Raw genomic sequence first — 26,577 nt, forward strand, 5'->3', positions numbered from 1 at the left:
TCAATGAGCAGTTATTATTTGTTTATACAACATTGTTTGTATTTTTTGCCGCTTCCACATGGACATGCGTCGTTACGACCGATTTTTTTACCAATAACAACTGTTTTTGATTTTTTGTAGTCGTTTTTAATAGCTTGACGTTCTTCTTTTGAAAGAAGCTCATCCCATTGTGGTAAGTTGTAAAGCCAATCAGCTTGAGCATCTAACATGTTCCAGTATAATTTTTTAAGATCGAAGTCTAATTTTACTACTGATTCTGATGTTAATGTATCTAAATCATATGCACCAGCTTTAAGACTTTCGTTAATTCCATCTACAAATCCTACGAATTCTACTTCTGTCATAGCAAAACGTGTTGCAAGTTCAGCAACTGTTCCTTCTACTACTTCATTAACGTTTGAAAGAAGTTCGCTGTATACGTTTCTTTCCATAGTAAGGTATCTTTCAACAACTTTTTTGTATTCTTCTGTTGAACGAGCTTTTGCATCTTCACCATAATTGTCCCATTGTTTAAATAATGTCATAATCAATAACTCTCCTTTTCTTCTTTTAGCGTATGTTTACTATTTATCTTCCACTGTACTGGATACACTTTTTTAACACATACATTATACATTACTTCTTACCTTTTTACTACTCCCTATTTTCTAAAGAGATATAATTATAACAATAGCATACTTTCCTATAAGTTTTCAAGTGTTATGCCGAAAGGGTTATTTTAAAAAATTATGAACACATCTTTTTATCTCCTCTATGCCCTTTAAGCTCTATACAGATTATACCATAAGTTAAAATCACAAAACTTGCAGAAATATCCTAACATCAGTTTCATATTTTGGAATAAATTAAACAATTAATATGTCACATTATGTCTCTTTGTATCATAGACTACATTAGGGAATTTGTAGAAATAGAATAAAAAATTCCCTACTTTGCTTATAGGAGGAATGCTTATGTCATGTTGTTATTCTGATCATTTATGCAATTTAGTCGGCCATAAAGCTATTATTCATACAGGGTGCCACCGCTTTAACGTTCTGATCTGTGATATTACACCTTGCTATGTCAAAGTCATCGATGTTCGCTCTGGTAACATTAGAATCTTTAACCTAGATCATATTGATTTCATTGAGGAATGTAATTGTTAAGGAGGCCTTTAGGATGGGTAACTGTAGACCAAAAATTATAGAATGCTTAAATGACGTTAATGATTTTCTAGAAGATCGCTGTGGCCATTGCTGTGAATGTGAACGCAGACGTCCTCGTCCACGCCATAATTGCTGCTGTGAAGAAGAAAATCTATTTACACCTTGTAGACCTATAAGAAGACCTTGCTCTGATTGCTGTTGTGATTGTGACTGCGATAGATGCTGTGATTGTGATGATTGCTGCCGTGATTGTGAAAATGTATTTATACCATGTTCAGATAGGCGTGGGCATAGTATGAGTCATTGCTGTAAATCTTGTTCTTCTCCATGCTGTGGCAATAGTTTTGAACAAATGTTACGCTGCATGATTGGCAAAAAAGTTCGTATCGCTATCGGCTCTAAATGTGGCACTGTATGTATTTTAGATGTGCAAGGAAGATGCGTACGTGCTATGGTAGTTGGTTCAGGTAAAATCGTGATTATTAATACTGATCAAATCACTCAAATTAGAGAAATTTGTTAATAGGATGAGTTTAAAGGGGCTGTCGCATAAGCAACAGCCCCTCTCCTTTTATTACTTTATTATTTTATTGTTCCATTGCTTTAATAGCTACTAAGTTTAATAAACTCCAAGGTTTATTAAAGTGTGGTTGGAAGAAGAAATCTGTCATTGCAAGTTCTTCTATTGTCATATTATTTTGAATAACTACTGATAAAGTATTCATAAATTGTGTCAAATCATGTTTAGATAAAATTTGTCCACCTAAAATACGGTGTGATTTTTTATCATATACAAGTTTAACCATAGCTTCTTCATAAGTTGGCATGAATTCTGGTCTATAGTTATCTGTGAACACAATAGATGCTACATCATAGTTTGTTGTTGATTTTGCAACTTCTTCTGTCATACCTGTTGAAGCAATGTTGTAATCATAAATTTTAATACCTGATGTACCTTGTGTACCCATATATTTAAGTTGTGGTTCTACTAAGTTTCTTGCAACAAGCATACCCATACGCACTGCATTTGTTGCAAGTGGAATATAACGTGTATCCCCTGCTGGATTATAAGTTACAACACAGCAGTCTCCAGCTGCAAATACATCAGGCTCACTTGTTCTCATATATTCATCAATAATGATTGCACCATTTGGTAACATATCTAATTGTCCTTGCACAAGACTTGTATTTGGTTTAAATCCGATACAAAGTACTACAAGGTCAGCTTCATAAGTATTTTTGTCTGTTATAACTTTACTTACTTTACCTTCTGTTCCTTCAAAGCGTACTACTTTTTCACCTGTTGCAATGTTTACACCATGTTCTTTAAAAGCTTCTTCTGCTTTTGCTGTGAATGGTGCATCTAAGTATTTGTTCATAATACGTTCTTCTGCATCAACAAGTGTTGTGTTTTTGCCGAGCATCTCAAATGCTTCTGCCAGTTCTACTCCAATGTAACCAGCACCAATTACAACAATATTTTTAGCTTGTTTAGCTTTTTCAATAATAGCTTGTGAATGGTTGTAGTTTTTAGAAAGTACAATGTTTTCAAGTTCAATACCTTCAAATGGTGGTACAATAGGCCATGAACCTAATGTAATAATTAATTTATCATAAGTATCTTTAAATACTTCTCCTGTATTTAAATCTTTAACTTCTACGCATTTATTTTTTATATCAACTTGTGTAACTTCATGTTCCATTTTAGTTACAACACCAAGCTCTTTTAAACCTTCTGGAGAATTATAGAAAAGTCCTTTAGGATCTTTTACTACATCCGCTACATGTAAAGCAATTCCACATGATAAGAATGAAATATTATCATTCTTTTCATAAACCGTTACCTCTGCATCCTTATAGAGTGATTTCGTATTTACAATAGCTGCTGTACCAGCATGTGTACATCCAATTACAATAACTTTCATACCTAAATTCCTCCTTGTGCGTTTCACTTTGTTATAAATTTATTATACTCCTCTAAATAAACTTAGTCAATTAATAATTATTATTAAAAGAATTTTTATATGATACAAAAATAAAAGGAATGGATACAAAATTCATTCGTTCCATTCCCTTATCTTATCTCTTATTTATTTTTCATATACTTCTGGCTTAAGTACTCCAATGTAAGGTAAGTTACGATAGTACTCCGCATAATCAATACCATAGCCTACTAAGAATTCATCTGGCATTTCAAATCCTACATAATCTACATCCACATTTTCTTTACGTCTTGCTGGTTTGTCTAATAAAGTACAAAGTTTAATACTTGCTGGTTTTCTTGTTTCAAGCATCTCTGTTAAATATTTTAATGTTAAACCACTATCAATAATATCTTCTACAATTAATAAGTGTTTACCACTAATGCTTTGTTCAATATCTTTAATAATTTTAACAACACCTGTAGACTCTGTAGCATTACCATAGCTGGATACCATCATAAAATCAATTTTAAGTGGAATATTAATCTGTCTAATTAAATCACTCATAAAAACATTAGATCCTTTTAATATACCTACTACTAATAATTCCTTACCTCTATACTCTTCAGTGAGTTTATCACCTAATTCTTTTACTTTAGCTACTATTTCTGCTTCTGATAATAATACACGACCAATATCGTTTTGCATCCTCGTCCACCTCATATATGTCTATTCATAACTGAATTATATCAAATACACGAAATAAACTCAAACATATTTTACTACTTTTAATAAAACGTTCACCTTTTCTATGCAAGTCCTTTTATAATAACTTTAAAATAGGTTTGCGCTTTTCAAACGTTGCATAATATTTAAATCCAATATTTTTAAGCATACGTGCAGCTTCCTCCCATAGGAAGCCTACATGTTCATTACAATGACTATCTGATCCAATAGTAATGATTTCCCCACCAAGTTCTAAGTAGCGTCTTAAAACTGGAATTTGAGGATTAAAGTGACCAAGTCCATAACGTATACCTGAAGTATTAACTTCTAGCCCTTTTCCTTTGCTAATAAGGATTTGTAAGATTTCATCTATCTGTTCCCTATAATCCATAGGTGTTAAGACTTTGACAGTATATTTACCATAACGGTTCACATAGTCTAAGTGGCCATACACATCAAAGTTATCAAAGTTTCTAAGGGTATCTAGGACATGATCAAAGTATGTTGTATAAGCTTCTTTTTGCTCTTTATCTATGAAAAATCCTCCAAGAGCCAATTCCTGCATGTCACATTTATGTGTCGAGCAAATAATAAAATCAAAATTTTTATCTTTAAGAAGGGCTTCTATCTCCTGTTTATAACGTGTTTCAAAGCCCACCTCTACACCTCGTTTAATACAGATGCGTTCTTTATACTTTTCTTGATAAGTCCTAATAGTATCTATATAAGAGGGTAAGTCTAAAGTAAGTGCCCATTTATCCTGTATAAAATCATACTCAAAATGGTCTGTAATAGCAATCTCACTAAACCCTTTCTTAATAGCTGACTCTATCTGACTCTCTATACTCGCGTTACAATCTATAGATAAAGCTGTATGCATATGATAATCCGCTTTATACATGGTCAATCTCCCCCTTTTAGTACTTAGTTAAAGTTTTTATATACTTTAATAATGGCTTCTGCTACTTCAATACCATCTACACCAGCTGAAGTAATACCCCCTGCATAACCTGCACCCTCTCCTGCTGGATAAAGTCCTTTAATACTTCCTTCATAATTTTCATTTCTAGGCATACGAACTGGTGATGAACTTCTTGTTTCAAATCCTGTAAGAAGAGCATCTTCATGGTCAAAGTTTTTAATCTTTTTACCAAATATGCCTAATGCCTCTACAATGGCTTCACTCATAAAGTTTGGAAGCTCCTTACGCATATTGCTAAATACTACACCTGGTTCATAGGTTGGTTTAACAGCGCCAAGCTTCGTAGTTGTTTCTCCTCTTAAGAAATCACCAACTGTCTGGAGCGGTGCTTTATAAGTCCTTCCTCCTAATTCATAAGCTAACTTTTCAAGTTTTCTTTGAAGCTCTACACCTGCAAGAGGGTCATCACTGCCAAAGTCAGCTGGCCCAATATTCACAAGAAGGGCACTATTAGCATTTTCTGCATCACGCGCATATTCACTCATACCATTTGTTACAACCCCACCATCTTCCGAAGCAGAAGCTACAACATAGCCTCCAGGGCACATACAGAATGTATAAACAGCACGACCATTACTTGCATGGTGAACAAGCTTATACTCTGCTGCACCTAATTTATCATGATGTGCCACGCCATATTGAGATTCATTAATCCATTCTTGTAGATGCTCTATACGCATGCCCATAGCAAATGGCTTCTGAATCATAGTAAGCCCAGTCTCATGAAGAAGTTTAAACGTATCTCTTGCACTATGACCCAAAGCTAGAATACATACATCTGCATCGATCCATTCCTCATGATTAACTTCAATTTGCTTTAGTTCATTCTCTTCTACTTTAAAACCTGTAAGTTGACTTTCAAATCTATAAGTACCACCTAAGCGCTCGATTTCATGTCGAATATTTTTTACTACGCTTCTTAAAATATCTGTTCCAATATGAGGTTTATTTTTATAACAGATTTCTTCTGGTGCACCAAAACGTGCAAATTCTTGAAGCACTTTATGGCAACGTACATTTTTAATCTGTGTCGTTAGCTTTCCATCGGAGAAGGTACCTGCTCCCCCTTCACCAAACTGTACATTTGAAGCTGACTTAAACACCCCATCCTTCCAGAAAGCTTCCATATCTTTAACACGCTCATCTACATCTTTACCGCGCTCTAACACAATTGGCTTATAACCCATTTGTGCTAAGATAAGTGCTGCAAACATACCGCATGGTCCACTTCCTACAACAACCGGGCGATGCTTCATCTCTTTTGTACCCATTTCAGGGTAGTAATACGTTAAATCTGGCGTTTTAAAATCTGGATGTTTACGCAGAATCTGGGCCTCTTTTGTTGTTTCTATATCTACTGTATAAACAATTTTAATAGCATTTTTCTTACGGGCATCAATAGCTTTCTTAAAAATGCGATAACTTTTAATATCTTTTGGCTGGATATGCAATTTCTTTGCAATCTTGCCTTGAAGTGCACTCTCCTCTTCTTCTAAGGTAAGTGCTATATCTTGAACACGAATCATGGTGTTTCTCCTTTACTTGTTGTATTTAAACTGTCGCCGCTGCTTCGCCTGCAATAAGCCCTGTTGACCAGGCCCACTGCAAGTTATAGCCACCACAATCTCCATCTACATCTAAAACTTCTCCTGTTACATATAGGTTTGGTGCTTTTTTAGATGCCATTGTCTCAAGGTCTATTTCATCGATACAAATACCCCCTGCTGTAGACTGTGCAAACTTAAAGCCTCTTGTACCTTCAACTTTAAACACAATACACTTCATACACTCAGCAAGTCTTTCTATCATTTCATATTCTAAGTTCTCACAAGGTGCTACAGGACTTCCAATATTAGCTTCCTTAATCACCGCCATAATAGCACGTTTATTAAGCCAGCCTACAAAAAGATCTTCTATACTTTTACTACTACCATTGGCAAGACGCTCATAAATTTTAGCTACTAAGTCTTCTTTTGTCCAATCTGGCATTAAGTCAAAATGAATCTTGCATGCCTTACGGTCTTTGAAACTCTCGCTTGCTACTCGGCTCAGAAGGAAAATCGGTGGTCCTGAAAGGCCATCTTCTGTAAAGAGAACCTCGCCTCTTTCAATGCGTTTTAACTCATTTTCCACAAAAATACTCACTTCTGCTTTAAAGCGCATCCCTTTCATCATCTTGCAGTATTTAGTAGGTGATACAATATGCACAATAGTTGGGAAAGTCTCTATCTCACTATGCCCTAGTTTTTTTAATAAATTATAACCACTGTGGTCACAACCAAGAGCCGGTGCTGCCATCCCACCTGTTGATACAATAACACGGTCAAACACTTCTGTTTCCCCTGTCTCCGTTTCAACTTGCCATTTGTTCTCTTTGTATTTAAGACCTATAACTTTAGTATCTACTTTTACTGTTATACCTAGTCGTTCAATTTCCATACGCATAACATCTAATATACTGCTTGCCTGCTCAGAAGCAGGGTAAACTTTTGTTTTTTCTACAAGTCTTTCAATACCTAGTTCATTAAAGAACGCTAATACAGTTTCCACGTCCTTCTTTGCTAGAGGTGCAAAGCATCCTTTCTGACTAGATGTATGGAAATACTCTGGTTTTATATTTAAATTGGTCATATTACAACGTCCATTACCTGTTACAAGGATTTTCTTTCCTATACGGTTTTGTCTTTCAAAAATGGTTACATTGCTTCCTAATCTAGCAGCTGTAATGGCAGCTACAAGGCCAGAAGCTCCACCACCAATAATGGCTATATCCCTCATATACTTCATCCTTTCTTTCACTTTATTGTATGAAGAATTCTTTTCATTGGCAAGTACAAAAACAGGTCCCAAACTGAATTTGGGACCTTACTCATTATAATTTTGAAGAATTTCTTCTATATAATATGCATCTTTTTCTAGCCTATTCTTCTGCTCAATGGTTAAGCTAATAGCTTTTTCTTTAAGTATCTCTACTGTATGGCTACTAAAATCCTTGGTATATAGATTTAAGGAAATAAAAGCTGGGTTACTGCCACCTACTACAATACCAATTTCATCACCTTCCACACCTAATTTATACGAAGGTGCTTCACTGACTACATACATGGTCTTAGTCAAAATAACTTCCTTATCTGTAAAGTGCTCAAGCTCGTAACCTTTGAATAAATTTAAAAGCTCTTCTGAGTTTTTGCCAAGTAGGCTCATACTACTAATTTCCTGTTGCTCTACAATAAGGTCATTTTGATCCAGTACTTTCAGTGTAATACGCGTATCTGGCGTAATCACACTATCCTCTTCCACTTCTCCTAATACTTCATCTATATCGGATATCCCTTCAAAGGTTTCAATGAGTGCATTGGGATTAACAATGGATTCTTCTAATCCTTTTCTATAAGATACTGTATAAAATGCTGTGAAGAATATAAGAAAAATAACAACCGCTATACCTAGTAACGTTATAAATTGCTTTTTAGTAAACACCTAGACGCCTCCTTTAATACTTTCATAGGATTTGTCTAGATTATTTCCATTTTTTTAATTATTATACACTTTCACAAATCAATCTCTTGATAAAAGCCCTATAATCTTACGTCCACCTGGAATATGCTCTAAATCTTTGATTGTAATTGTATGTGTAAGAAGTCCCAATAACCCATATACACCTGCTGCAATTGGAATAACAATAAGGAGACATACACTTGCATGACCAATGAACTTATAAAGCAGTGCATAAAGAAGATAACTTACAACACCCATTACTCCTGCTACCAAAACAGGCTTAATAATAATTTGTTTAACATTTAAATGTATATGCATGGTACGCATTAAATAAATCACATTGAGTGCCGCATAAATGAAATAGCAGATAGTTGTACTATGCACCACACCATAGATGTGCATACTTGGCATAGATAATAAGATAATATTAAAAATAACTTTCACACCACATGCAACAGCGGCGTGAGCAGTAGGTACAGCTTGTTTGCCCATACCTTGTAGTACCCCTGTTGTAAGCTGTGCTATGGTAATAAAGATAACACTGATTGCACCATAAGTAAGCAACTCTCCTCCATCTGGCGCTGAAGCATAAAGCATCCCTACAATTTGTTTACCAAAAATCATAAGCCCAATAGTAGCTGGGGCAGCAAACAGCATACCGATTTTAAGGACCATCTTCGTCTTACGTCTTACATCCTTAAAGTCCTGCCTTGCCATAGAAGCTGAAATAGCTGGGATAACAGCCATACCTAATGTAAGAATTAAACTTACTGGCAGATTTAAAAGACTTGTGTACTTTGTTGAGAATTGCCCTCCTAAACTATTTACAATACTAGCCTGGTCTAATAAGACACTAGGATCTGATATAGGTAAGGTATCTAACAGCCCCATCTGACTAATCTTCTCTATGGTGTTAGGAAGAATTTGATAAATCATAGTATAGTCTATCATCCCCATGATAGAGAAAATAGAGGAGCTAATCATAATTGGAATACTCATCACAAGAATTTTCTTTAAGATTTCTCCGCTAGACTCATCTGTTGTAGTCTTACTCTTACGTAAACGCTTCTTAATACTTGGCCTCATCATATAATAGACCAATACAAGTACACCTAATGCAAATAGCGCACCTACTGATGTACCAAAGGAAGCCCCTACAACTGCTGCTTCAAGACTTGTGCTAATCAGTAAATAGGCTAAACCTACGCTGACTATAGCATGAACAAATTGCTCCACCACCTGTGAAATAGCCGTGGGTGTCATAGAATTCATCCCTTGGAAGTAACCACGCATAACTGCCATAATAGCTACGATAAAAATAGCTGGTACTAGGGCACGCATTGGCCAAGCTGCTTCTTTCATATTAAAGAAAGTAGTTGCAATAACATCTGCTCCTACCCATAATACAATAGATAAAATCGCCCCTACAATAATCGAATAACGCATAGCAATCTTATAAACACGCTGTGCGTCTTCATAAGCACCTATAGCTACACGCTCCGATACCATTTTTGAAATAGCCGTAGGTAACGCAACAGATGACAAGGTTAGCATAACCATATAAACCTGATAAGCAGGTGCAAAAATACCGTTTCCAGCATCCCCGATTGCATCTGTTAAAGGAATACGGTATAAAATCCCTATAATTTTACTGATAAATACTGCAATAGATAAAATCATGGCACCCTTTAAAATATGTGTGCCCGTATGTTTGTTCTGTTCCATGTTTGTTTACCTTTTACCTTTAATACATAAATTATTACCAAATTTTAAAATTTAAATTCTCTTACCTAGATGTTACATTATAGCATATTTTTTTATATAAGGTATTATTTAATCAAAAAATAGTGCACGCCTGTGCACTATTTTAACCTTTAATTATGTAGAGATTTTGAAAACATCTGTTTACTTTTAGGAAATATGTTATCAGCGAGCTGCAGTCCTTTACAAACCACAGCTCTATGTGCATACTAGGATCTATTTTTCTTCTGATAACGGCTCTAAAATTTTAGTACGCATCTTACGTTTGCTATAAACTTTATATCTTGCTATAATTTCTGGATATTGCTTGACAAAGCATACAAAATGATCGATTGCCTCTAATGACTCCTGAGAAAGGTATTGCTTCATGGCCTCTTTTTCTTCTTCCCTATGCTCTGTAATTTGAAGAATATCTAAAAATTCCTCAATAAGTGCATTACGAGATAATAAATATCTAGCCATTTCCTTACCCTTGTCTGTTATAGTAATAGGCTGGTAAGCAAGATAAACAATATATTTTTGAAAATGCATACGTTGAAGTGCTTGAATTGTTTTTTTCAATGGCATATTTACAGCAACGGTTAATTCACTACTTTTAATCTCAATATTTTGCTCACTTAGTTCATAGATGTGAATTAAATACTGTTCTAAACTAGGAGATAACACCTCTTTTCCCCCTTTTCTACGTAACTATAATTAATATATGCATGTATTGCTTATCCTAATGATTAAAGTACCTTGCAAAGTCTTTATTCTTCTTCTATAATGTAAGCTAAGACTATTTATGAGGAGGTGAACTAAAGTGAACGAAATTATGTTACTGACAGATACAGCAAGCGATCTAAATGAATCCGTTATTAAGGAATTTAATATCACACGTATTCCTTTTTATGTATCTTTTAATCAGGTCGATTACTTTAAAGAAATTACTGAAATATCTATTCAAGACTTCTACAAGAAAATGCGTGAAGATAAAGTTTTCCCAAAGACTTCTCTTCCATCCATTAATGATTACCTTGAAGTTTTCACACCACTTATTGAGGCAGGAAAATCCATTATTTGTGTTTGTTTATCCGGGCACTTCAGCGGTTCTTATAGCTCAGCTGTTAATGCCAAAGAACTTATTTTAGAAAATTATCCTAATGCTCAAATTGCTATTATTAATTCATTAAATGCCACAGGTGGACAAGGTCTTCTCGTAACAGAAATCGGACGCATGATTGCAGACGGTCTAGAATTTGATCAAATTCTATCTCTTACAGATAAACTCATTGAAAAAGCAAGAATCTTTTTCTTTGTAGATACATTAGATTACTTAGAACATGGTGGACGTATCGGTAAAGCTTCTGCACTTCTTGGTACAATGCTTAATGTAAAGCCAATCCTTTATCTTGAAAAAGGTCAACTTTTCCCTCTTGCTAAAGTACGTGGCAAGAAAAAAGCTATTGCTAAGATTATTGACGCAGCACGCGAGTACGTCGGGGCATCTCCTGAAAACTATAATTATATTGTAGGACATGCTGATAATATAGAAGATGCTAGCAACATTCTTCAAGCTGCTAAAGATGCTATTCCTGCTTATATTCCAGATGAATACTTCTTTATCGGTGTAACAATCGGTGTTAATACTGGTCCAGATGCTTGTGGTATCTGCGTCATTCCAAAATACGAAACTTTAATGTAAGAAAGAGGCTACCTAGGTAGCCTCTTTTTGTATGTACAATTTATTTATACTTCATAGCCTTAATTGGCTTAAGTGAGAATGCATACAAAATACTAAAAAAGCCACAGATTTCCGTTACTGTAAAAGGTGGAATCAAATTAAGTAGAGAAATGAAATACCCTAATCCATCTATGGTAAGCAAAATGCAAGCTCCAATAATAAGCATATAAGCACTTCTTAAATACTCATTCTTATATTTAAAGAAACCAATAGCACAAAGAATGATCATAATAGCAACAAAGCTCCCTTGTGCAATACTCAAATACATTAGGAATTGGCCTGTTAATTCTAACGTATATCCCATATTCTGTCCCGGCTGAATCTGAGCTGGCACGGTTATAATTAAAACTAAATAAAATATGATCCAAGGTATAAAACACAGCAGGTATTTAAGATAAGTCAATTTTTCTCTTAAATAGGGGCTAATAAACCATACAGAAGATGCCATAGGAATAGTAAGGCCTATACTTGTTGCAAAATAAAAAGGTTTCAGTACTTCTAGCTGGCTAAGGGTAGGATGATTGCCATAAACAATAAGCGTTAAATATCTAAGTATTGAAAAAGCAAAAAGTATTATACAAACCCATTTCATTAAAGGAACATCCTTTTTACTCACAACCCCTATATTGATCATTAGTACAATAATAGCCATGATACATAATGCAATCAAAAATAAATACATGAACGCGCCCTCCTCCTCATAATTTATTTTTATGGACAAAGGTGTACGTTTAGAACTTTATAAGGCATTATTTTTTCATCAAAAAAGCACAAGATCTCTCTTGTGCTTTAAAATCCTCTATTAGGCTTCTTTTTCTTTTGCATGAAGGTAACTTACCGCTTGAAGTGCTGCTGTTGTCCCTTGGCCTACTGCCTTAGCTGCTTGATAAGGTCTACCTGTACAGTCCCCTGCTGCATAAACACCTGGCATATTTGTTTCCATAAAATTATTAACTTTAATGGCTTTATCTTCAAACTCTAATCCCTTAAGAAGCTGCGTTGTTGGAATACTCTCTTTAATAATGAATACACCACTTACTTCAAGCTCACTGTCTTTTAAAACAAGCTTCTCTACGAAGTTCTCACCAGCAATAGATTTTGGTCTATCTGCAAGAATGGCTACATTTTCTCCAAAAGTACCAAAGTCTTTATAAAGTGGAATGTAGTATACTTTCTCACAGATTTCACTTAAATAATTTACATCTTCTTCTGCGTGTTTACTATCTCCAATAAGTGCTACTGTTTTTTCTCTGTAAAGAGGTCCATCACAAGTTGCACAATAGCTTACACCTCTACCTAGCAATACTTCTTCTCCTGGAAGTGTATTCGCTTTTGTAATACCATTTGCAAGAATTACAGTCTTAGCTTCAATAAATTCATTTTCTACATTAAGCATGTAAAAATCTCCCATCGGGAAGATCTCTAATACTTTTTTGTTTTCAATTTCTACGTTCATCTCTTTGGCATGGCTGTAGAAACTTTCCATCATCTCTCTTCCTGTTGCGCCAAACATACCAAGATAGTTATCGACTCTCTCAGCTTTATATAAATAACTTGTTGAAATATCATTTCCAAAAATTTTAACCTTTTTATTACGGATTACCCCATTGATAGCTGCTGAAAGACCGGCTGGGCCACTTCCAATAATAGCAATATCTAACATGTTGTCGTCCTCGCTTTCTTCTCTGTCTTATATCTACACTATACTATAGTATATTCAATTATTCAAATATATTGATTGCAATTTTTAAAATTTATTGTTAAAAAATTCCTTGACATCTTTGACAAGCTGACTTTGTTGCAGCCAAGCCTCCAAGTGCTGTCTCTCTAAGTTCAAATGGCATACTGCGCCCTACTTTATACATGGCCTCTACCGTTTCATCAAATGGTACAAGATGCTTAATGCCTGCTAAAGTAATTTCTGCACTAATAAGCGCATTAGAAGCTCCCATAGCATTTCTATTTTGACATGGTGCTTCTACAAGCCCTCCTACTGGGTCACACACTAATCCTAAGATATTAGCAAGTGCTGTAGAAGCAGCGTCTAGGCACTGTCTTGGAGTACCACCAAGTAGTTCACATACAGCTGATGCTGCCATTGCAGATGCCGCGCCTACCTCAGCCTGGCAACCCCCTTCTGCTCCTGATACCGTGGCATTACGTGTAATAATGTAGCCTATTGCCCCGGCATTTAAAAGTGCCTCTATCATTTGTTCATCACTAAAATCATTTTCTTCTTGAATAGCTCTAAATACGCCTGGAATAACACCTGATGAACCTGCTGTTGGAGCTGCCACAATAAGCCCCATGGAAGTATTTACTTCAAGTACCCCCATAGCATAGCTTATGGCTTTGGATACTAAAGGGCCACATGCAGACTTATCTTTTCTTGCATAAACTTTTTTAGCTTCTCCACCAATAAGTCCTCCCATAGATACAAGATCTTCATTAAGTGCACGACTTACAGCATTTTTCATAATATCATAGGCATGATGCATAGCCTTTAAAATTTCTTCTTCATTCATATGTGAAATAGTCTTCTCACGTTCAAGCATTGCCTTTGAAATAGGTATGTGCTGCGCTTCACAAAGACTGAGTAATTCTTCTGCAGTTTGAAAGTTCATGTTTCGTCTCCTTTAATCTAGGCTTAGATAATTCTTACACTTAAGATGGATGCATGTTCACGAATTTTATCTTGAACACGTTCATCAATATGCTCATCTGTTTCAATAATAGTAAAAGCAAATGCTCCTTTGTCTTCTCTATAAAGACGCATAAAAGCAATATTAATATTGTACTCACTTAAAGAACTTGTAATATAAGCTACAACACCAGGTGTATCCTGTTGTTTAATAATCATCGTACAGTACTCACCTGTAAACTCTACATCTACACCATTAATCTGATCAATACGCACATTACCCCCACCAATAGAAGCACCTACAACACTTGTTGTTTCACCTTTATCATCTACTACAATAACTTCAACTGTATTAGGATGATCTGTATGCTTTATCGTATTAGGCTCAAAAGTATAACAAAGACCTGCCTCTTTGGCATAAGTAAACGCATCTTTAATGCGCTCGTCTTCTGTATCCATTCCTAGAATGCCTGCAACTAAAGCTTTATCTGTACCATGCCCCTTGTAAGTTTGGGCGAAAGAACCATATAAAATAAACTTTACCTCACGAATCTCACCTTGAATAAGCTTACGTACAAGTAAAGCAATACGTACAGCACCTGCTGTATGAGAACTTGAAGGCCCAATCATATTCGGCCCGATTACGTCAAAAATACTAATCTCTTTCATTTTTGTTTACCTCGTCTCATTTTGACATTTTCATATTCTATTATACATAATATACACTTTTTAAGCCAAACCTATTTTCAAAAATTTTCACCTATGATTAAGTCCTTCTAGTGGTTCTTTAAAGAACAAACTTAATTTATTAATATGCCTAAGCGCTTCCACCACTTCATTCCCTCTATTAAGCTCCTCGCCAAGCAAAGTAGTCCCTCCATCTTCATTGACAATAGCTACTTTAATATGTGCCATTGCACCATAAGGGGCCCAATTTTCCTTAATGTTGAACGAAGCATAAAGGGAAGGTAGTTTAATTCAAAAAAAAATTTATACAAAAGAAGGAGCTGACTTATAGCAGCTCCTTCTTTTGTTTTTTATTGGATTGTAATGTAATTACCTTGTGGCACTACTGTATAACCAAGTGTTTGTAACTCTTCTAAGCTCATATAAGATGTACCCTCTTTTGTGATAACATTTAATGCTTTAAATGTATCATTTGCTTTGATGCCTACTTTTTTAGTTTGTGCATCATATACAACTTCTTGACCAAGTGCACCTAATACTGCTTTTGCAGGTACAAAAGTTTTACCATTCTCTACAACTACTTTACAAGGAGTAAACTCACCTGTAGCAGTTGTCATCATATTGCTTGTACGGTCAATCATAACGACCTTTCCTGCAATTAATTCTGCTAATTCAGCATCTGTTAATTGAAGTACTTTTTCTGGCATTGTAATCGTAGTAGGTGCTACTTTTTTAGAAGTCATTGCTACATCCATATTCATCTTTAAGCCTGTGAATGTAGGTTCGTCTACTACTAAAGTTACTTTTTCAGTTACTACATTCTCTTCAATCGTATAATCCATTTTAAATGAACCTGTAAGCATAGTACTAATCATTTGAACAATTTGATCCATCTCAGCTTGGACACTATTCATTTCAGCTTGAGCTTGTTTAATCTCTTCTGCTGTTAAACCAAGTTTGAAAGTTTTATTTAAGCTTTCTAGATTATTTGTTCCTGTTACAATAATATTTTTAACAAGATTACAAATTTCTGTTTGATCTAAATCTACACTGTAAGTATTGCCTTTTTTAGTAAGCTCTACATTAATACCCATATCCTCTGCAACAGCTGCAAAAGTTTTGTAAAACTCTTTGATTGCTGCTGGATCCTGTGTAAGTGCTGCAAGTAATTCTTGTTGAAGTGGGTTAACTTCTAATAAAATATATTCTACATCTTCACGAGCAAGCTCTTCAGGTACTTCCTTACCACTTACTTTAAGCATGTCTGTAATGTAGTTTTTGCTTATTGCCATTTGCCCATCTACCATATACATCTTAATATCTTTCATTTCAATGCTTTGTGTAGGGTCAGATGGCATGTCCATTTTCATAGACATATTGATAGAGCTACTCATATCTTTTGTATTACTCATACCATCTAAGTCCATAGCTACATTAACGGTTTCACCTTGGATGCTCATTGTCATGTTAACAGTACCTTTCACTTCTGCTGCTTCCCATTGCTGAACTTCCTGCATTTTGTTCCAAAACTCAAGTTGAGTGCTTGTACATCCTGTAAAGACCATGGCAAGTACTAATAATAAAATAGGTAATACTCTTTTTTTCATAATATCCCCCTTTAATTTTTTTTACTTTTTTATTATACTCTTTTCTCTACTTTTTTCCAATATTTAATAAATTACATTCTGTTTACAATTTATCATTAATATATAAATATGGTATAATAAAAAAATACTTAAGTGGAGGGATTAAAATGAGTATTCAAAATGATTTTTACAAACTACAAGCATCAACCTTAATCAAAAATTTAGAAAAACGTCATATGAAAGGCTATTACTGCAATACCAAAGCAGAAGCTTTAGACCTTGCACTTTCTCTCATGCCTGAAAATTCTAGCATTGCTTGGGGCGGTTCTGAAAGTATTAAGGAAATAGGCCTTATCGATGCACTTTATGCCTCTAATGCCTATACCCTGTATGACCGTGCCAAAGTAGCACCTGAACAAATTGATGAGACTCTCCGTAAGGCCTTCTTTGCAGACTTCTTCCTTATGAGCAGTAATGCTATTACTTTAGATGGACAGCTAATCAACATAGATGGAACAGGTAATCGCATCTCTGCTCTTACTTTTGGTCCAAAAGAAGTCATTATGATTGTAGGGATGAACAAAGTCACTAAAACTGTAGAAGCTGGCATTGACCGCATCAAGAATGTTGCCTCTCCTCAAAATGCTATTCGTCTTAACCGTAAAACACCTTGTGGTGTTACAGGTGTATGTGGTAACTGTTTAAGCCCTGACTGCATGTGCATGCATACAGTGATTACACGTAACAGCCGCGTGGATGGACGTATTAAAATTATTTTAGTAGGGGAAAGCTTAGGTTATTAAAAACTTAGCTCTTACATATGTTGCTAGGCTTCTTAAATCATCTAAAATAAACCTAAGAAAAAGCGTACTGCATTTTTGCAGTACGCTTTTTCTATTCTTTAATCTATTCATTCACTTAGACTTACTTGTCTAATAGTCTTATACCTTAATCTCATTACTTGGCTCTAAATTTAATTCCTTCTAGATTTCATACCATTTAATTTCATTAGCATCCATGCTTAATTCAAATGAAGTGCCATCTCCACGGTATACTGTCGTTGTTTGTGGTTCATAAGTATTATTAACTACGCAGTATTTACCATTTTTAACGTAAGCATGTACTTCTACATTAAAGTTCGTGCTATACCACTTATGAAGATTTTCTTCATCATGTACACTCCATAAAATACTGCGATATAAAATACGGCTATTTTCAAAGCTATATGGTAAGCCTGAAATATAAACTGCACGACCTTTTCCATATTCGTTAACAGCCATTTGTACTTCTTTTTCTTTATGATTTAAAATCGTTGTCCCTTCAAGGGCAAAAATATTTTTCTTACCTTCACCAAAGTCTACTGGCTTCGTACAATCTTCTAAAATAAAGTGATTTGGATGCTCTTCCCAATTATATTTATCATATCCAAGTGTAAAGCCTCTTTCTTCTTCTACCCCGAATACATTTGCAAGTTGGAAGAATCGTCCTTGGTATTGATGCCCTGAAGGCTCTCCTATACCAATAATACCATGACCATTATGAACAAATTCGCGAATAGTCGTTACAATAGCTGGGTCTTCCCAAACCTCTCCGCCAGTATGTGCTGTATCTGCATCTCCAACTGTAATAATGACATCTATATCTTTTAAGCAATCTGGATTTTCTTTAATATCGTCGAAGCTAATGAATTTTACATCAAAAGGTGCACCTGATAAAGCTTCTATAATCCCTGCATAGCTATAGTTTTGTTTTTGATAAAGGGCATGATGTACCATATGACATCCCCATGCACGCATTTTACCCCAACTATTTAAAACAGCAACTTTTTTAATGCAGTAAGGTGTAGTCCCTTTAATATTTTCATATAGAAGTCTAAATTCATTACATACACTTTCTACATATTCGATAAAATCTGGGAATTGGCAAGCAAGTTTTAAGTAACCACCGTAGCCAATACGATCAATAGGCTTACGTAAAATAGCACGTCTTGCAGTTACCCAGTTTACTTTTGCTTCTTTTACTGGATCTCCACCTTCATGGAAAGTATCTGGGAAGAAATAAGGTAAAAAACGACCTTCTGTATAAGATACACCTTCTATATCACTAATAAGACGTAAAGTAGACCCGTTTCCAACACTTCCTACTACGGCATCAAGTCCAATCGTTTTAAACTCATCCATAAAAGGCTCTGTTCCAATCCAGTGGTCTCCAAGGAACATCATGGCTTCTTTGCCACATTCATGTGTAATGTCGACCATCTCTTTTGCAAGTTTAGCAACTTCTCTTCTTTGGAATGCTTGGAAATCTTTGAACTCTTTAGTTGGCACACGATATTGGTTATTGTAATAACCTTGGTCAATGATATATTCTGGACGGAATTTATACCCTACTTCTTGTTCAAATTGTTCTAAGATATATGGGCTTACTGAAGCAGAGTAGCCATACCAATCTACATAGCGTTCTCTTGCTAACTCATCAAATACAAGTGTAAATTGATGGAAGAAAGTTGTATAACGGATAACATTTACATATGGATGCTCTTCAATAAATTTACGAAGGCGTTTCATAGTAAATTCACGTGTTTTAGGTTGCCTTACATCAAATGTAATTTGATGCTCTACATCTTTCCAGTCATTCACAACTGCATTATACATATGTACAGGGTCCCATATAATAAAAGCTAAAAAGCTTACAGTATATTCATGAAAAGCCTTAGCACAGTCAAAAATAACTTTGCCTGATGCTTCATCAAATTCCCATACAGTTGGGTCAAGTACACTACCTTCTGTTCGGTCTACAACTTCCCACCAACGTTTACAATCTTTTGGATTTGGTTTAAGCATATCAGGATAAAGCCCTTTCATAAGCTCAATCTCCATATGAGCGCCTTCTGCTGTATAGAAAGGTGTCATTAAATACATTTGTTGTACTTCATCTGGATTTGCTTTGGCCCATTCATTATCTTTACGTGTTGTATAATATGTAGAATAAATTTTAGCACCTGTATCTTTTAATTCCTGAGGAAAATCTGTTCCATCACAATCTCTAATGGCATCTGCTCCCCATTTTTCTAACATTTCTTTTGTTTGTGGTATAACATCCACATCTGTTGGAATGGTTACTCTTCCATAGTTATATACTTCTTTCATTTTGCCCTCCTCAAGTTATCCTTAGACTTTTAACTTATTCATAGCTTACCTTACAAACATTATAAACAATTTAAATTATTATATATATATAATTTTTTTACCAAAATTTAAGAATTTTTCACTTTAATTACTTCACTAAAAATCTAAGTAAATCTTTATTGACATGAGTCCACCAATATGTTATTCTATAAACGAATTAAATATGCCTTGCTGCTATAGCACAGTCGGTAGTGCACTACATTGGTAGTGTAGAGGTCGCGGGTTCGATTCCCGCTAGCAGCTGTATAAAAAAGTGAGTAACTTCAAAGTTTTTTGAAAGTACTCACTTTTTTATTTAACTTGTTTTGTGTTGCCATTTGCCATCTTTGTTGCCTCTTGCGTTGCCCCTTTCCAACATCATATAATTTACTCAATACTTCATAACCCCTCTAAGAAGGTAACATATAATTCCATCTTATTCGCACGGATTTATTTATTTTTTACAGTATGCTACATTTTTTCAATAAAATAGAGCTACATACTGGAAAATAATCCTTATTTCTCTCTTTTAATAAGTAGCTATTTGACTTTGTCTAATATATCATTAATTTCTTATCTATACACTATTCTTACTGTAATTGTCCTTTCGATACTTTCTAGTTTCTCATACTTCAATAATATTTCCTTTGTATGTAGATTTGCTCTTGAAAAAAGTTTCTTCTTTGCTTTTCTTAGTCTTTTTACCTGTCTATTATTCATCTCCATTTCTGTTAGGATTTGTTCTAGCCTTTTATCAAGTAGTACTTCTGATTTTCTTTTCAAAACATTTATCACTCATTTCTGTAAACACAAAAAGAGTAATAGGCTTTAAATCTTTAGCGAAAGACTTATCTTATTACTCTTTTTACTTCTGTATAATATAATCACCTTACAGTAATTACATATTTATATTATAAATATATAATTGTATTAATAACTAATCTAGCTTTAATTTATTTTTAAGTATATTCTCTAATAGACTCTCATAGTCACAGTCAATTACTATGTTTTTATTAGTAATAAGAGATGATATTCCCTGAACTATACTCCACATTGTTATTATATTTATAGTATATTCTTCTCTTGATATTCCAAGATATTCAAACATTCTAATTGCATTATCTTTAAATATATTAAATGAATTACTTTTACTATTAACTATATCTCCATTTTCTAATTTAGCTGAAAATAAATGATTATTTATCATTAAAAACTTAAGATAATTTGGGTTATCTACCATAAATCTAACATATCCTTTTCCTATTTCTACCATTAAATCTTCTGGATTTAGTGTATTATCTAAAGAATTTATAATACTGTTATCAAATTCATTTATTACATAATTATATATTTCCTTAATTAGATGTTCTTTATCTTTAAAATGTTTATAAGGTGCTGTATGAGATACATTACACATAGATGCTATTTTCCTTAGAGAAAAACCATCAATACCTTTTTCATTTAAAAGTTCTAAGCCTTTTAGAATCATTTGTTTTTTCAAATCACCATGATGATAGTTTTTTACATCCATTTTTATCCTCTTTTCTATTTTGACATAATAATACTATATAATTATATAGCATTATTATGTCAAAATTGTTTTATTATAGCTTTTTATATTTTTTTATGTTACACTATGTTTACGGTGTAAACATAGTGTAACATACTTTGAAAGGAGATTCTAAAATAATGGATTTTGATGTAATAGTTTTAGGTTCAGGGGTAGCTGGACTGACTTGTGCTAGTAGATTATCCAAGTTAGGCTTTAAGGTTGGTGTATTTGAAAAACATCATATTCCAGGAGGCTACGCTACAAATTTCAAAAGACGTGGATATAATTTCGATGTTTCTTTACATGGAATAGGTGCTTTAGATGAAGGTGGAAATATACATAATATCCTAAATCACTGTGGAGTCCTAAATAAAATAACTCCAATAAAAAATGATATTGCCTACAGCATTTCATATAAAGGTAAATTAGTTGATATTCCTAATGATTTACACTTATACAAAAACTTACTATTTGACCTTTTCCCAAATGAAGTTAAAAATATAGATAGATTATTTAAAGATATACATAAGTTTAAATCTGGTTTTGAAAAACTTATTTTAGATAAAAATTCTTCTATATTAAAAAAATTAAATACAGACTGCTTAATGTTTGTTAAATGGAGTGAAAAAACTACAGATGAGGTAGTTAGAAGTTATGTTAATAATGATGATTTTATATATATATTTACCGCTCTATGGCCATATTATGGACTACCTCCAAAGCAACTATCTGCTCTATATCACTTTATACCATGGATATCTTATCATATTTATGGAAAATACTATATACAAGGTGGAGCTCAGAAACTATCCGATTCTTTTGTAGAAGTAATAACAGAAAATGGAGGTTCTGTAAATTTAAGATCTGAAGTTACATCTATAAACTTCGAAGATAATGAAGCTAAAAGTATAACTTTAAAAAACGGTGAAACTTTTACAGCAAAATATATAGTTTCTAATATAAACCCAATACATACATTTAATATGGCTAAAAACTATGTAGTTTCTAAAAAATATATGAAAAAAATAACTACACCTACTATTGGATGTAGTTTGAGCCAATTATATATAGGTTTAGATTGTAATCCAAAAGAATTAAATATTCCAGTTGAGGAAGTTTTCTATTTTGATATAGGAACTCCTGAAGAAAATTATAAACTATCTATAAATTCGAATTATGAAAAGTGCGGGATGTTAGTTACAAATTATAGCAGTATGGACGAGTCATTAAATGAACATGATAAAGGCGTTATAACAGTTACTATTATAGACAATTATAATACTTGGTCTAATGAAAAATCTGAGTATACTGCACAAAAAGAAAACCTTAAAAATATCCTTATTAATAGGTTAGAAGAAAAGTTTCCAGGCATAAAAAATCATATAAGTGTGACTGAGCTTGGAACCCCAAGAACTATGGAAAGATATACAAGCAACCCAAATGGTGCTGTTTATGGTTATTCTCAAACTGTAAATCAAGCTGGTAGACACAGATTAACTTCTAATACACCTGTAAATAATCTATTTTTAGTTGGAGCGTGGGTTAATCCTGGAGGAGGCTATGAGGGCAGCATATCTTCTGGTATGACTGCCGCTCAAAATATATATAGTAAATTAAAGTGTAGGTAAATATCAAAAAAGGACTATAAATTTGTAATAATAGTCCTTTTTTCCTTATAATAAATTATTTTTTACGTATCTATTTTACACTTCAATAAAAAATTATTGTATTTACATCTAACATTTTTTAAACGCACTCCCTTACTTGTGATACGGTTCCCCCTTCTACTATCACGGATCTTTTAATCCTTTACAATTTATCATTACTCACCTACCCTTCAGAACTGTCCCCCTACTCAACTTCGCTAACTCTTTGTCTATTTTTATATTATCCTATATCTCACAATTTCTCTTCTATTTGAATATAATCATATTCTATCTCTTCTAGATTTCCTATGTCCGCCTTTCCCCTAATAATTACTTCTCTACTCTTACTAACTTTTTGTCTATTTTTGTATATATTTATGTCCACTTGCTTTGTATCTATTATCTCTATATACTTCTCCTCTAACCTCTCTATCACCCTATTTATACTTGATAAAGCTACCTTAAATCCATATTCTCTTATTTTTTCTATCCCTTTCATTTCCCTATAAATATTGATCTCACTTTGTTCTTCCCTGCTACTCTTTACTTCTACAATAATATCTGCTGGATTTATCTTAAAATCACTACAAATTTCTTTAATATATTCTATCCAACTCATAAAATACTTATCTTGAATAATACACTCTTCTATTTTTAGCATTATCATTATATGTTGATTTATCTTCTTTTTTATTTCTTCCATGAATTGTATATGGTAACGTAATAGTTGACAGTCAGTGCAGTTGAAAACTTTACACGAGTGCAATAAAATAATCCATATCCTATAGGTATGGAGAGTGAAGGAAGTGTTAAAGTTGTTTGATAAAGATTTACTTATTAAGCTTCATCTGAAAGGTTACTCCAATCAAGAGATTGCTCATCAAATGAGTATATCAAGACCTACTGTTATCAAGTATGTAAAGCAATATAATCAAGAACTTGTAGATTTAGAAAAAGCTACTACTATGGAAGAAAAAGAAGCTATTGTTATCAAATCTTCAAGCCCACCTAAATATCATGCTGTTAATAGAAAGAAGATTAAACTAACGCCAGAAGTTGAGCAGATTATTGAAGTATGTTTAGAGGAAAATGAGATTAAACGTGAACGTGGGATGCGAAAACTTGTGATGAAAAATAAAGACATTCATGAGCTACTGATTTCAAAAAAGTTTGATATAAGTTATCGTACAGTATGCCATTTTGTTGCAGAACGAAATCAAAAACAAAAAGAAGCTTACATTAGGCAAGAATACCCTATGGCTAAAGCTGCTGAGTTTGACTGGGGAGATGTAACCCTTTACATTGATGAACTAGGCTGTGAAAGACGATTCAAAATTGGCGTATTCACTTTGAAATAGAGTGATTATCGTTTTGCATACCTTTATACCAATGAAAATACAGAATCATTTTTAGACATTCACACAAAGTTTATAGAACATATTCAAGGTGTTCCTGAAGAAATTGTCTATGATAATGCTTTAGTTCAGGTTCAACGACTTGCTGGTAGAGAAAAGAAACCGACTGAAGCTGTTATGAGGCTATCCAATTATTACGGCTTTAATCCGAGATACACCAATTACTATAGAGGAAATGAAAAAGGGCATGTTGAAAGATCGGTAGAAGTTATTAGACGAAAAGCGTATAGTAAGCAACATCATTTTCAAACAATTGCTGATGCTGTAGATGCACTTTTACAAGCCGTAGAAAGAGAAAATACAAAACTTAAGCAACGTAGTCAAAAAAGTGCAGAAACTGCATTTGCAGAAGAAAAAGCTTATTTAAACCCTGCACGGATTCCACTTGATGTAACACAAGTAACGTGCTGTAAAGTTGATAAGTATAGCTTAATCTACGTTGATTGTAACTTCTATTCGGTACCTGATTATCTTGTACAAAAAGAGGTTAAAGTACATAAAGGTGTAAGCACCATCAAAATTTTTTATAATCAAAAATTTCTATTCCAAACTCAGCGGATTCTAGGTCGTAATCAATACAAAATAGATATTCAACATTATCTGGGGACAATGAAAAAGAAGCCTGGGGCAATTGCACATAGCTTGGCTCTCAAACAAGTTACTCCCTGGCTTCAACAAATATTCCACCAACATTATACCACAAATCCAAAAGATTTCATCTATTTCTTGGAATTAATCCAAGATTACTCCTTGAATAAAGTTAAATTTGCTACTGAATATCTCATACATAATCAGTTACCCGTTACAGCATCACATATCAAAAACGAGATTATTCAGGCCAGAACGGTATCTACAAAAGTCATTTCTTTTCCTTCACAAGAGGCTATTCAAGCAGCTTGTCAGGACCAATTAAGCGAGATTAGTACATTGTATAATCAAGGAGGTTGTTTATGGAAGAACTCATAAGAGGGTATGCTAAGCAACTACGTTTACCCTATACTTATCAAAATATAGAACATCATTTACAACAGGCTAGGATAGAAAACCCATCCTATGAAGAGTTTTTATTAAACTTACTTAGATATGAAGGTGAAATGCGTGCTCAAAACGGCATTATGACTAGAATTAGAACTGCTAAGTTTCCCTATCAGAAATATTTAGAAGAACTACATCTTGACGCCTTACCTACTCAAGCACAAGATAAATTTCAGATACTTAGTAGTCTAGAATTTATAGGTAGAAAACAAAACATTATTTTAGCTGGTAACCCTGGTACAGGAAAAACTCATCTTAGTATAGGTCTTGGAATCAAGGCCTGCCAGGAAGGATATCATGTGTATTTTGCCCATGTTCCAAACCTCATTATTGAGCTCAAGGAAGCTAAAAGTGAGCGTATTTTACAGAGATTAAAGAGCAAGTTTAGAAAGTATGATCTTATTATTTTAGATGAATTAGGTTATATCTCTTTTGATAAAGAAGGTGCTGAGCTTCTATTTAACTTCATCTCAGATAGGTGTGAACAAGCCTCCACCATCTTCACTACAAATTTGCCTTTTGATAGATGGAATGAAATCTTTCATGACTCTGTCATTACGGCTGCAATTGTAGACCGTATAACCCATAAATCCTATGTAATTAACATGAGTGGAATGAGTTACAGACTACAAGAATCTAAAGAGTTTCTTAAAGAATCAGTTAATAGCTAGTGTCAACTTTTTGATTGCACTAACTGTAAAAATTGTTCTTGCAATATACATGAATTCAAATGCTTCTTCTATATAAAAGTCTAATACATCAAATCCTATCCCATTTTCCATCATGTGATTCAAGAAATATTCTTTGTCAAATAGTTCATTTACTTTTATATCTAACTCAACTATTTTCAATTCCCTACCTTTTACCCGTATTATACCTGTTGGTTCTACCTCTATCCCTCTCTTTTCCACTAATAATTTCAAAAAACTTAACATCATCTTTCTATATTCCATAACATCTTCCTTTCGTATAATATCTTTTCTATAATATGAAATTAATAAACGAGTATTTTACCAATCCCTCTCTATTATTCATAATTTTATTTTTTGCAACAATTTTTTATTATATATATATTCTATCTGCTATTC

At 33.8% G+C, this 26,577-nt stretch carries 28 protein-coding genes and 1 tRNA gene; 9 read left to right on the forward strand and 20 right to left on the reverse strand.

Annotated elements, in window-relative coordinates:
- Positions 1-14: 14 nt before the first annotated feature.
- The gene (locus tag ACLTBU_RS15250) at positions 15-524 is read right to left on the reverse strand and encodes an SEC-C metal-binding domain-containing protein (RefSeq protein ID WP_177669222.1); all 510 of its coding nucleotides are present in this window, start codon (positions 522-524) and stop codon (positions 15-17) included.
- A gap of 429 nt (positions 525-953) precedes the next feature.
- Here ACLTBU_RS15250 and ACLTBU_RS15255 point away from each other — a divergent pair, with 429 nt between their 5' ends.
- Both ACLTBU_RS15255 and ACLTBU_RS15260 read left to right on the forward strand, forming a co-directional pair.
- Complete coding sequence (locus ACLTBU_RS15255; protein WP_177669220.1) at positions 954-1,148, forward strand: hypothetical protein; 195 nt, start codon at positions 954-956, stop codon at positions 1,146-1,148.
- A gap of 13 nt (positions 1,149-1,161) precedes the next feature.
- A complete protein-coding gene (locus ACLTBU_RS15260) occupies positions 1,162-1,671 on the forward strand; it encodes a hypothetical protein (protein ID WP_337529327.1) in 510 nt (169 codons plus the stop codon).
- Between the two features lie 64 nt (positions 1,672-1,735).
- Here the strand turns inward: ACLTBU_RS15260 and ACLTBU_RS15265 are convergent, their stop codons facing one another.
- The 8 genes from ACLTBU_RS15265 to ACLTBU_RS15300 form a co-directional block, all read right to left on the reverse strand.
- Complete coding sequence (locus ACLTBU_RS15265) at positions 1,736-3,073, reverse strand: FAD-dependent oxidoreductase (protein ID WP_249331254.1); 1,338 nt, start codon at positions 3,071-3,073, stop codon at positions 1,736-1,738.
- Between the two features lie 165 nt (positions 3,074-3,238).
- Positions 3,239-3,778 carry a hypoxanthine phosphoribosyltransferase gene (hpt, locus tag ACLTBU_RS15270; RefSeq protein WP_177669215.1) on the reverse strand — a complete coding sequence of 180 codons (540 nt, stop codon included), beginning with the start codon at positions 3,776-3,778 and terminating at the stop codon, positions 3,239-3,241.
- Positions 3,779-3,893: 115 nt separating this feature from the next.
- On the reverse strand, positions 3,894-4,697 hold the full coding sequence (locus tag ACLTBU_RS15275; protein WP_249331253.1) for a histidinol-phosphatase HisJ family protein: 804 nt from the start codon (positions 4,695-4,697) through the stop codon (positions 3,894-3,896).
- A 23-nt stretch (positions 4,698-4,720) separates the two neighbouring features.
- On the reverse strand, positions 4,721-6,304 hold the full coding sequence (locus ACLTBU_RS15280) for an NAD(P)/FAD-dependent oxidoreductase (protein ID WP_177669211.1): 1,584 nt from the start codon (positions 6,302-6,304) through the stop codon (positions 4,721-4,723).
- A gap of 25 nt (positions 6,305-6,329) precedes the next feature.
- Positions 6,330-7,565 carry an NAD(P)/FAD-dependent oxidoreductase gene (locus ACLTBU_RS15285; protein WP_412219787.1) on the reverse strand — a complete coding sequence of 412 codons (1,236 nt, stop codon included), beginning with the start codon at positions 7,563-7,565 and terminating at the stop codon, positions 6,330-6,332.
- 78 nt (positions 7,566-7,643) lie between these two features.
- Positions 7,644-8,258 carry a hypothetical protein gene (locus ACLTBU_RS15290; protein WP_177669207.1) on the reverse strand — a complete coding sequence of 205 codons (615 nt, stop codon included), beginning with the start codon at positions 8,256-8,258 and terminating at the stop codon, positions 7,644-7,646.
- A 78-nt stretch (positions 8,259-8,336) separates the two neighbouring features.
- A complete protein-coding gene (locus ACLTBU_RS15295) occupies positions 8,337-10,001 on the reverse strand; it encodes a polysaccharide biosynthesis protein (RefSeq protein ID WP_249331251.1) in 1,665 nt (554 codons plus the stop codon).
- A 252-nt stretch (positions 10,002-10,253) separates the two neighbouring features.
- The gene (locus tag ACLTBU_RS15300) at positions 10,254-10,703 is read right to left on the reverse strand and encodes a metal-dependent transcriptional regulator (RefSeq protein ID WP_177669203.1); all 450 of its coding nucleotides are present in this window, start codon (positions 10,701-10,703) and stop codon (positions 10,254-10,256) included.
- 136 nt (positions 10,704-10,839) lie between these two features.
- Between ACLTBU_RS15300 and ACLTBU_RS15305 the strand changes: the two genes are divergently transcribed.
- Complete coding sequence (locus ACLTBU_RS15305; RefSeq protein WP_177669201.1) at positions 10,840-11,721, forward strand: DegV family protein; 882 nt, start codon at positions 10,840-10,842, stop codon at positions 11,719-11,721.
- Positions 11,722-11,761: 40 nt separating this feature from the next.
- Here ACLTBU_RS15305 and ACLTBU_RS15310 read toward each other — a convergent pair whose 3' ends face one another.
- From ACLTBU_RS15310 to ACLTBU_RS15335, 6 genes are all read right to left on the reverse strand, one after another.
- Positions 11,762-12,442, reverse strand: a complete 681-nt coding sequence (locus ACLTBU_RS15310) for a hypothetical protein (protein ID WP_249331250.1) — start codon at positions 12,440-12,442, stop codon at positions 11,762-11,764.
- A 120-nt stretch (positions 12,443-12,562) separates the two neighbouring features.
- Complete coding sequence (locus tag ACLTBU_RS15315; RefSeq protein WP_177669197.1) at positions 12,563-13,423, reverse strand: NAD(P)/FAD-dependent oxidoreductase; 861 nt, start codon at positions 13,421-13,423, stop codon at positions 12,563-12,565.
- A 97-nt stretch (positions 13,424-13,520) separates the two neighbouring features.
- A complete protein-coding gene (sdaAA, locus tag ACLTBU_RS15320) occupies positions 13,521-14,384 on the reverse strand; it encodes an L-serine ammonia-lyase, iron-sulfur-dependent, subunit alpha (RefSeq protein WP_177669195.1) in 864 nt (287 codons plus the stop codon).
- Positions 14,385-14,407: 23 nt separating this feature from the next.
- The gene (sdaAB, locus tag ACLTBU_RS15325) at positions 14,408-15,070 is read right to left on the reverse strand and encodes an L-serine ammonia-lyase, iron-sulfur-dependent subunit beta (RefSeq protein ID WP_177669193.1); all 663 of its coding nucleotides are present in this window, start codon (positions 15,068-15,070) and stop codon (positions 14,408-14,410) included.
- Between the two features lie 87 nt (positions 15,071-15,157).
- Positions 15,158-15,316 carry a hypothetical protein gene (locus ACLTBU_RS15330; protein ID WP_412219790.1) on the reverse strand — a complete coding sequence of 53 codons (159 nt, stop codon included), beginning with the start codon at positions 15,314-15,316 and terminating at the stop codon, positions 15,158-15,160.
- A 122-nt stretch (positions 15,317-15,438) separates the two neighbouring features.
- The gene (locus ACLTBU_RS15335) at positions 15,439-16,695 is read right to left on the reverse strand and encodes a stalk domain-containing protein (protein WP_412219792.1); all 1,257 of its coding nucleotides are present in this window, start codon (positions 16,693-16,695) and stop codon (positions 15,439-15,441) included.
- Between the two features lie 146 nt (positions 16,696-16,841).
- On the opposite strand from ACLTBU_RS15335, the gene ACLTBU_RS15340 reads away from it, so the two are divergent.
- Entirely contained in the window at positions 16,842-17,477 is a 636-nt protein-coding gene (locus ACLTBU_RS15340) for a lactate utilization protein (protein WP_249331246.1), read from the forward strand.
- Between the two features lie 180 nt (positions 17,478-17,657).
- Here ACLTBU_RS15340 and gnpA read toward each other — a convergent pair whose 3' ends face one another.
- The gene (gene gnpA, locus ACLTBU_RS15345; protein WP_412219795.1) at positions 17,658-19,823 is read right to left on the reverse strand and encodes a 1,3-beta-galactosyl-N-acetylhexosamine phosphorylase; all 2,166 of its coding nucleotides are present in this window, start codon (positions 19,821-19,823) and stop codon (positions 17,658-17,660) included.
- 209 nt (positions 19,824-20,032) lie between these two features.
- Here gnpA and ACLTBU_RS15350 point away from each other — a divergent pair.
- A tRNA-Thr gene (locus ACLTBU_RS15350) sits at positions 20,033-20,105 on the forward strand.
- Between the two features lie 309 nt (positions 20,106-20,414).
- Here ACLTBU_RS15350 and ACLTBU_RS15355 read toward each other — a convergent pair.
- Together ACLTBU_RS15355 and ACLTBU_RS15360 are read right to left on the reverse strand one after the other, a co-directional pair.
- Complete coding sequence (locus tag ACLTBU_RS15355) at positions 20,415-20,624, reverse strand: hypothetical protein (RefSeq protein ID WP_412219796.1); 210 nt, start codon at positions 20,622-20,624, stop codon at positions 20,415-20,417.
- A 154-nt stretch (positions 20,625-20,778) separates the two neighbouring features.
- Positions 20,779-21,372: a TetR/AcrR family transcriptional regulator gene (locus tag ACLTBU_RS15360; protein ID WP_412219798.1), complete on the reverse strand. Its 594-nt coding sequence runs from the start codon at positions 21,370-21,372 to the stop codon at positions 20,779-20,781.
- 158 nt (positions 21,373-21,530) lie between these two features.
- Between ACLTBU_RS15360 and ACLTBU_RS15365 the strand changes: the two genes are divergently transcribed.
- Entirely contained in the window at positions 21,531-23,021 is a 1,491-nt protein-coding gene (locus ACLTBU_RS15365; RefSeq protein WP_412219800.1) for a phytoene desaturase family protein, read from the forward strand.
- Between the two features lie 271 nt (positions 23,022-23,292).
- Here the strand turns inward: ACLTBU_RS15365 and ACLTBU_RS15370 are convergent, their stop codons facing one another.
- On the reverse strand, positions 23,293-23,742 hold the full coding sequence (locus ACLTBU_RS15370; RefSeq protein WP_412219802.1) for a hypothetical protein: 450 nt from the start codon (positions 23,740-23,742) through the stop codon (positions 23,293-23,295).
- A gap of 112 nt (positions 23,743-23,854) precedes the next feature.
- Here ACLTBU_RS15370 and ACLTBU_RS15375 point away from each other — a divergent pair, with 112 nt between their 5' ends.
- The 3 genes from ACLTBU_RS15375 (at position 23,855) to istB (ending at position 26,160) form a co-directional block, all read left to right on the forward strand.
- Entirely contained in the window at positions 23,855-24,397 is a 543-nt protein-coding gene (locus tag ACLTBU_RS15375; RefSeq protein ID WP_412219804.1) for a terminase gpP N-terminus-related DNA-binding protein, read from the forward strand.
- A gap of 174 nt (positions 24,398-24,571) precedes the next feature.
- The gene (locus ACLTBU_RS15380) at positions 24,572-25,420 is read left to right on the forward strand and encodes a Mu transposase domain-containing protein (protein ID WP_412219806.1); all 849 of its coding nucleotides are present in this window, start codon (positions 24,572-24,574) and stop codon (positions 25,418-25,420) included.
- Entirely contained in the window at positions 25,405-26,160 is a 756-nt protein-coding gene (gene istB, locus ACLTBU_RS15385; protein WP_249334801.1) for an IS21-like element helper ATPase IstB, read from the forward strand. Before ACLTBU_RS15380 ends, istB begins: the two co-directional genes overlap by 16 nt.
- Here the strand turns inward: istB and ACLTBU_RS15390 are convergent.
- The gene (locus ACLTBU_RS15390) at positions 26,146-26,442 is read right to left on the reverse strand and encodes a hypothetical protein (protein ID WP_412219808.1); all 297 of its coding nucleotides are present in this window, start codon (positions 26,440-26,442) and stop codon (positions 26,146-26,148) included. The genes istB and ACLTBU_RS15390 overlap by 15 nt on opposite strands.
- Positions 26,443-26,577 lie beyond the last annotated feature (135 nt).

The organism is Zhenhengia sp. (assembly GCF_046966505.1).
GTDB lineage: Bacteria > Bacillota > Clostridia > Lachnospirales > Cellulosilyticaceae > Zhenhengia > Zhenhengia yiwuensis.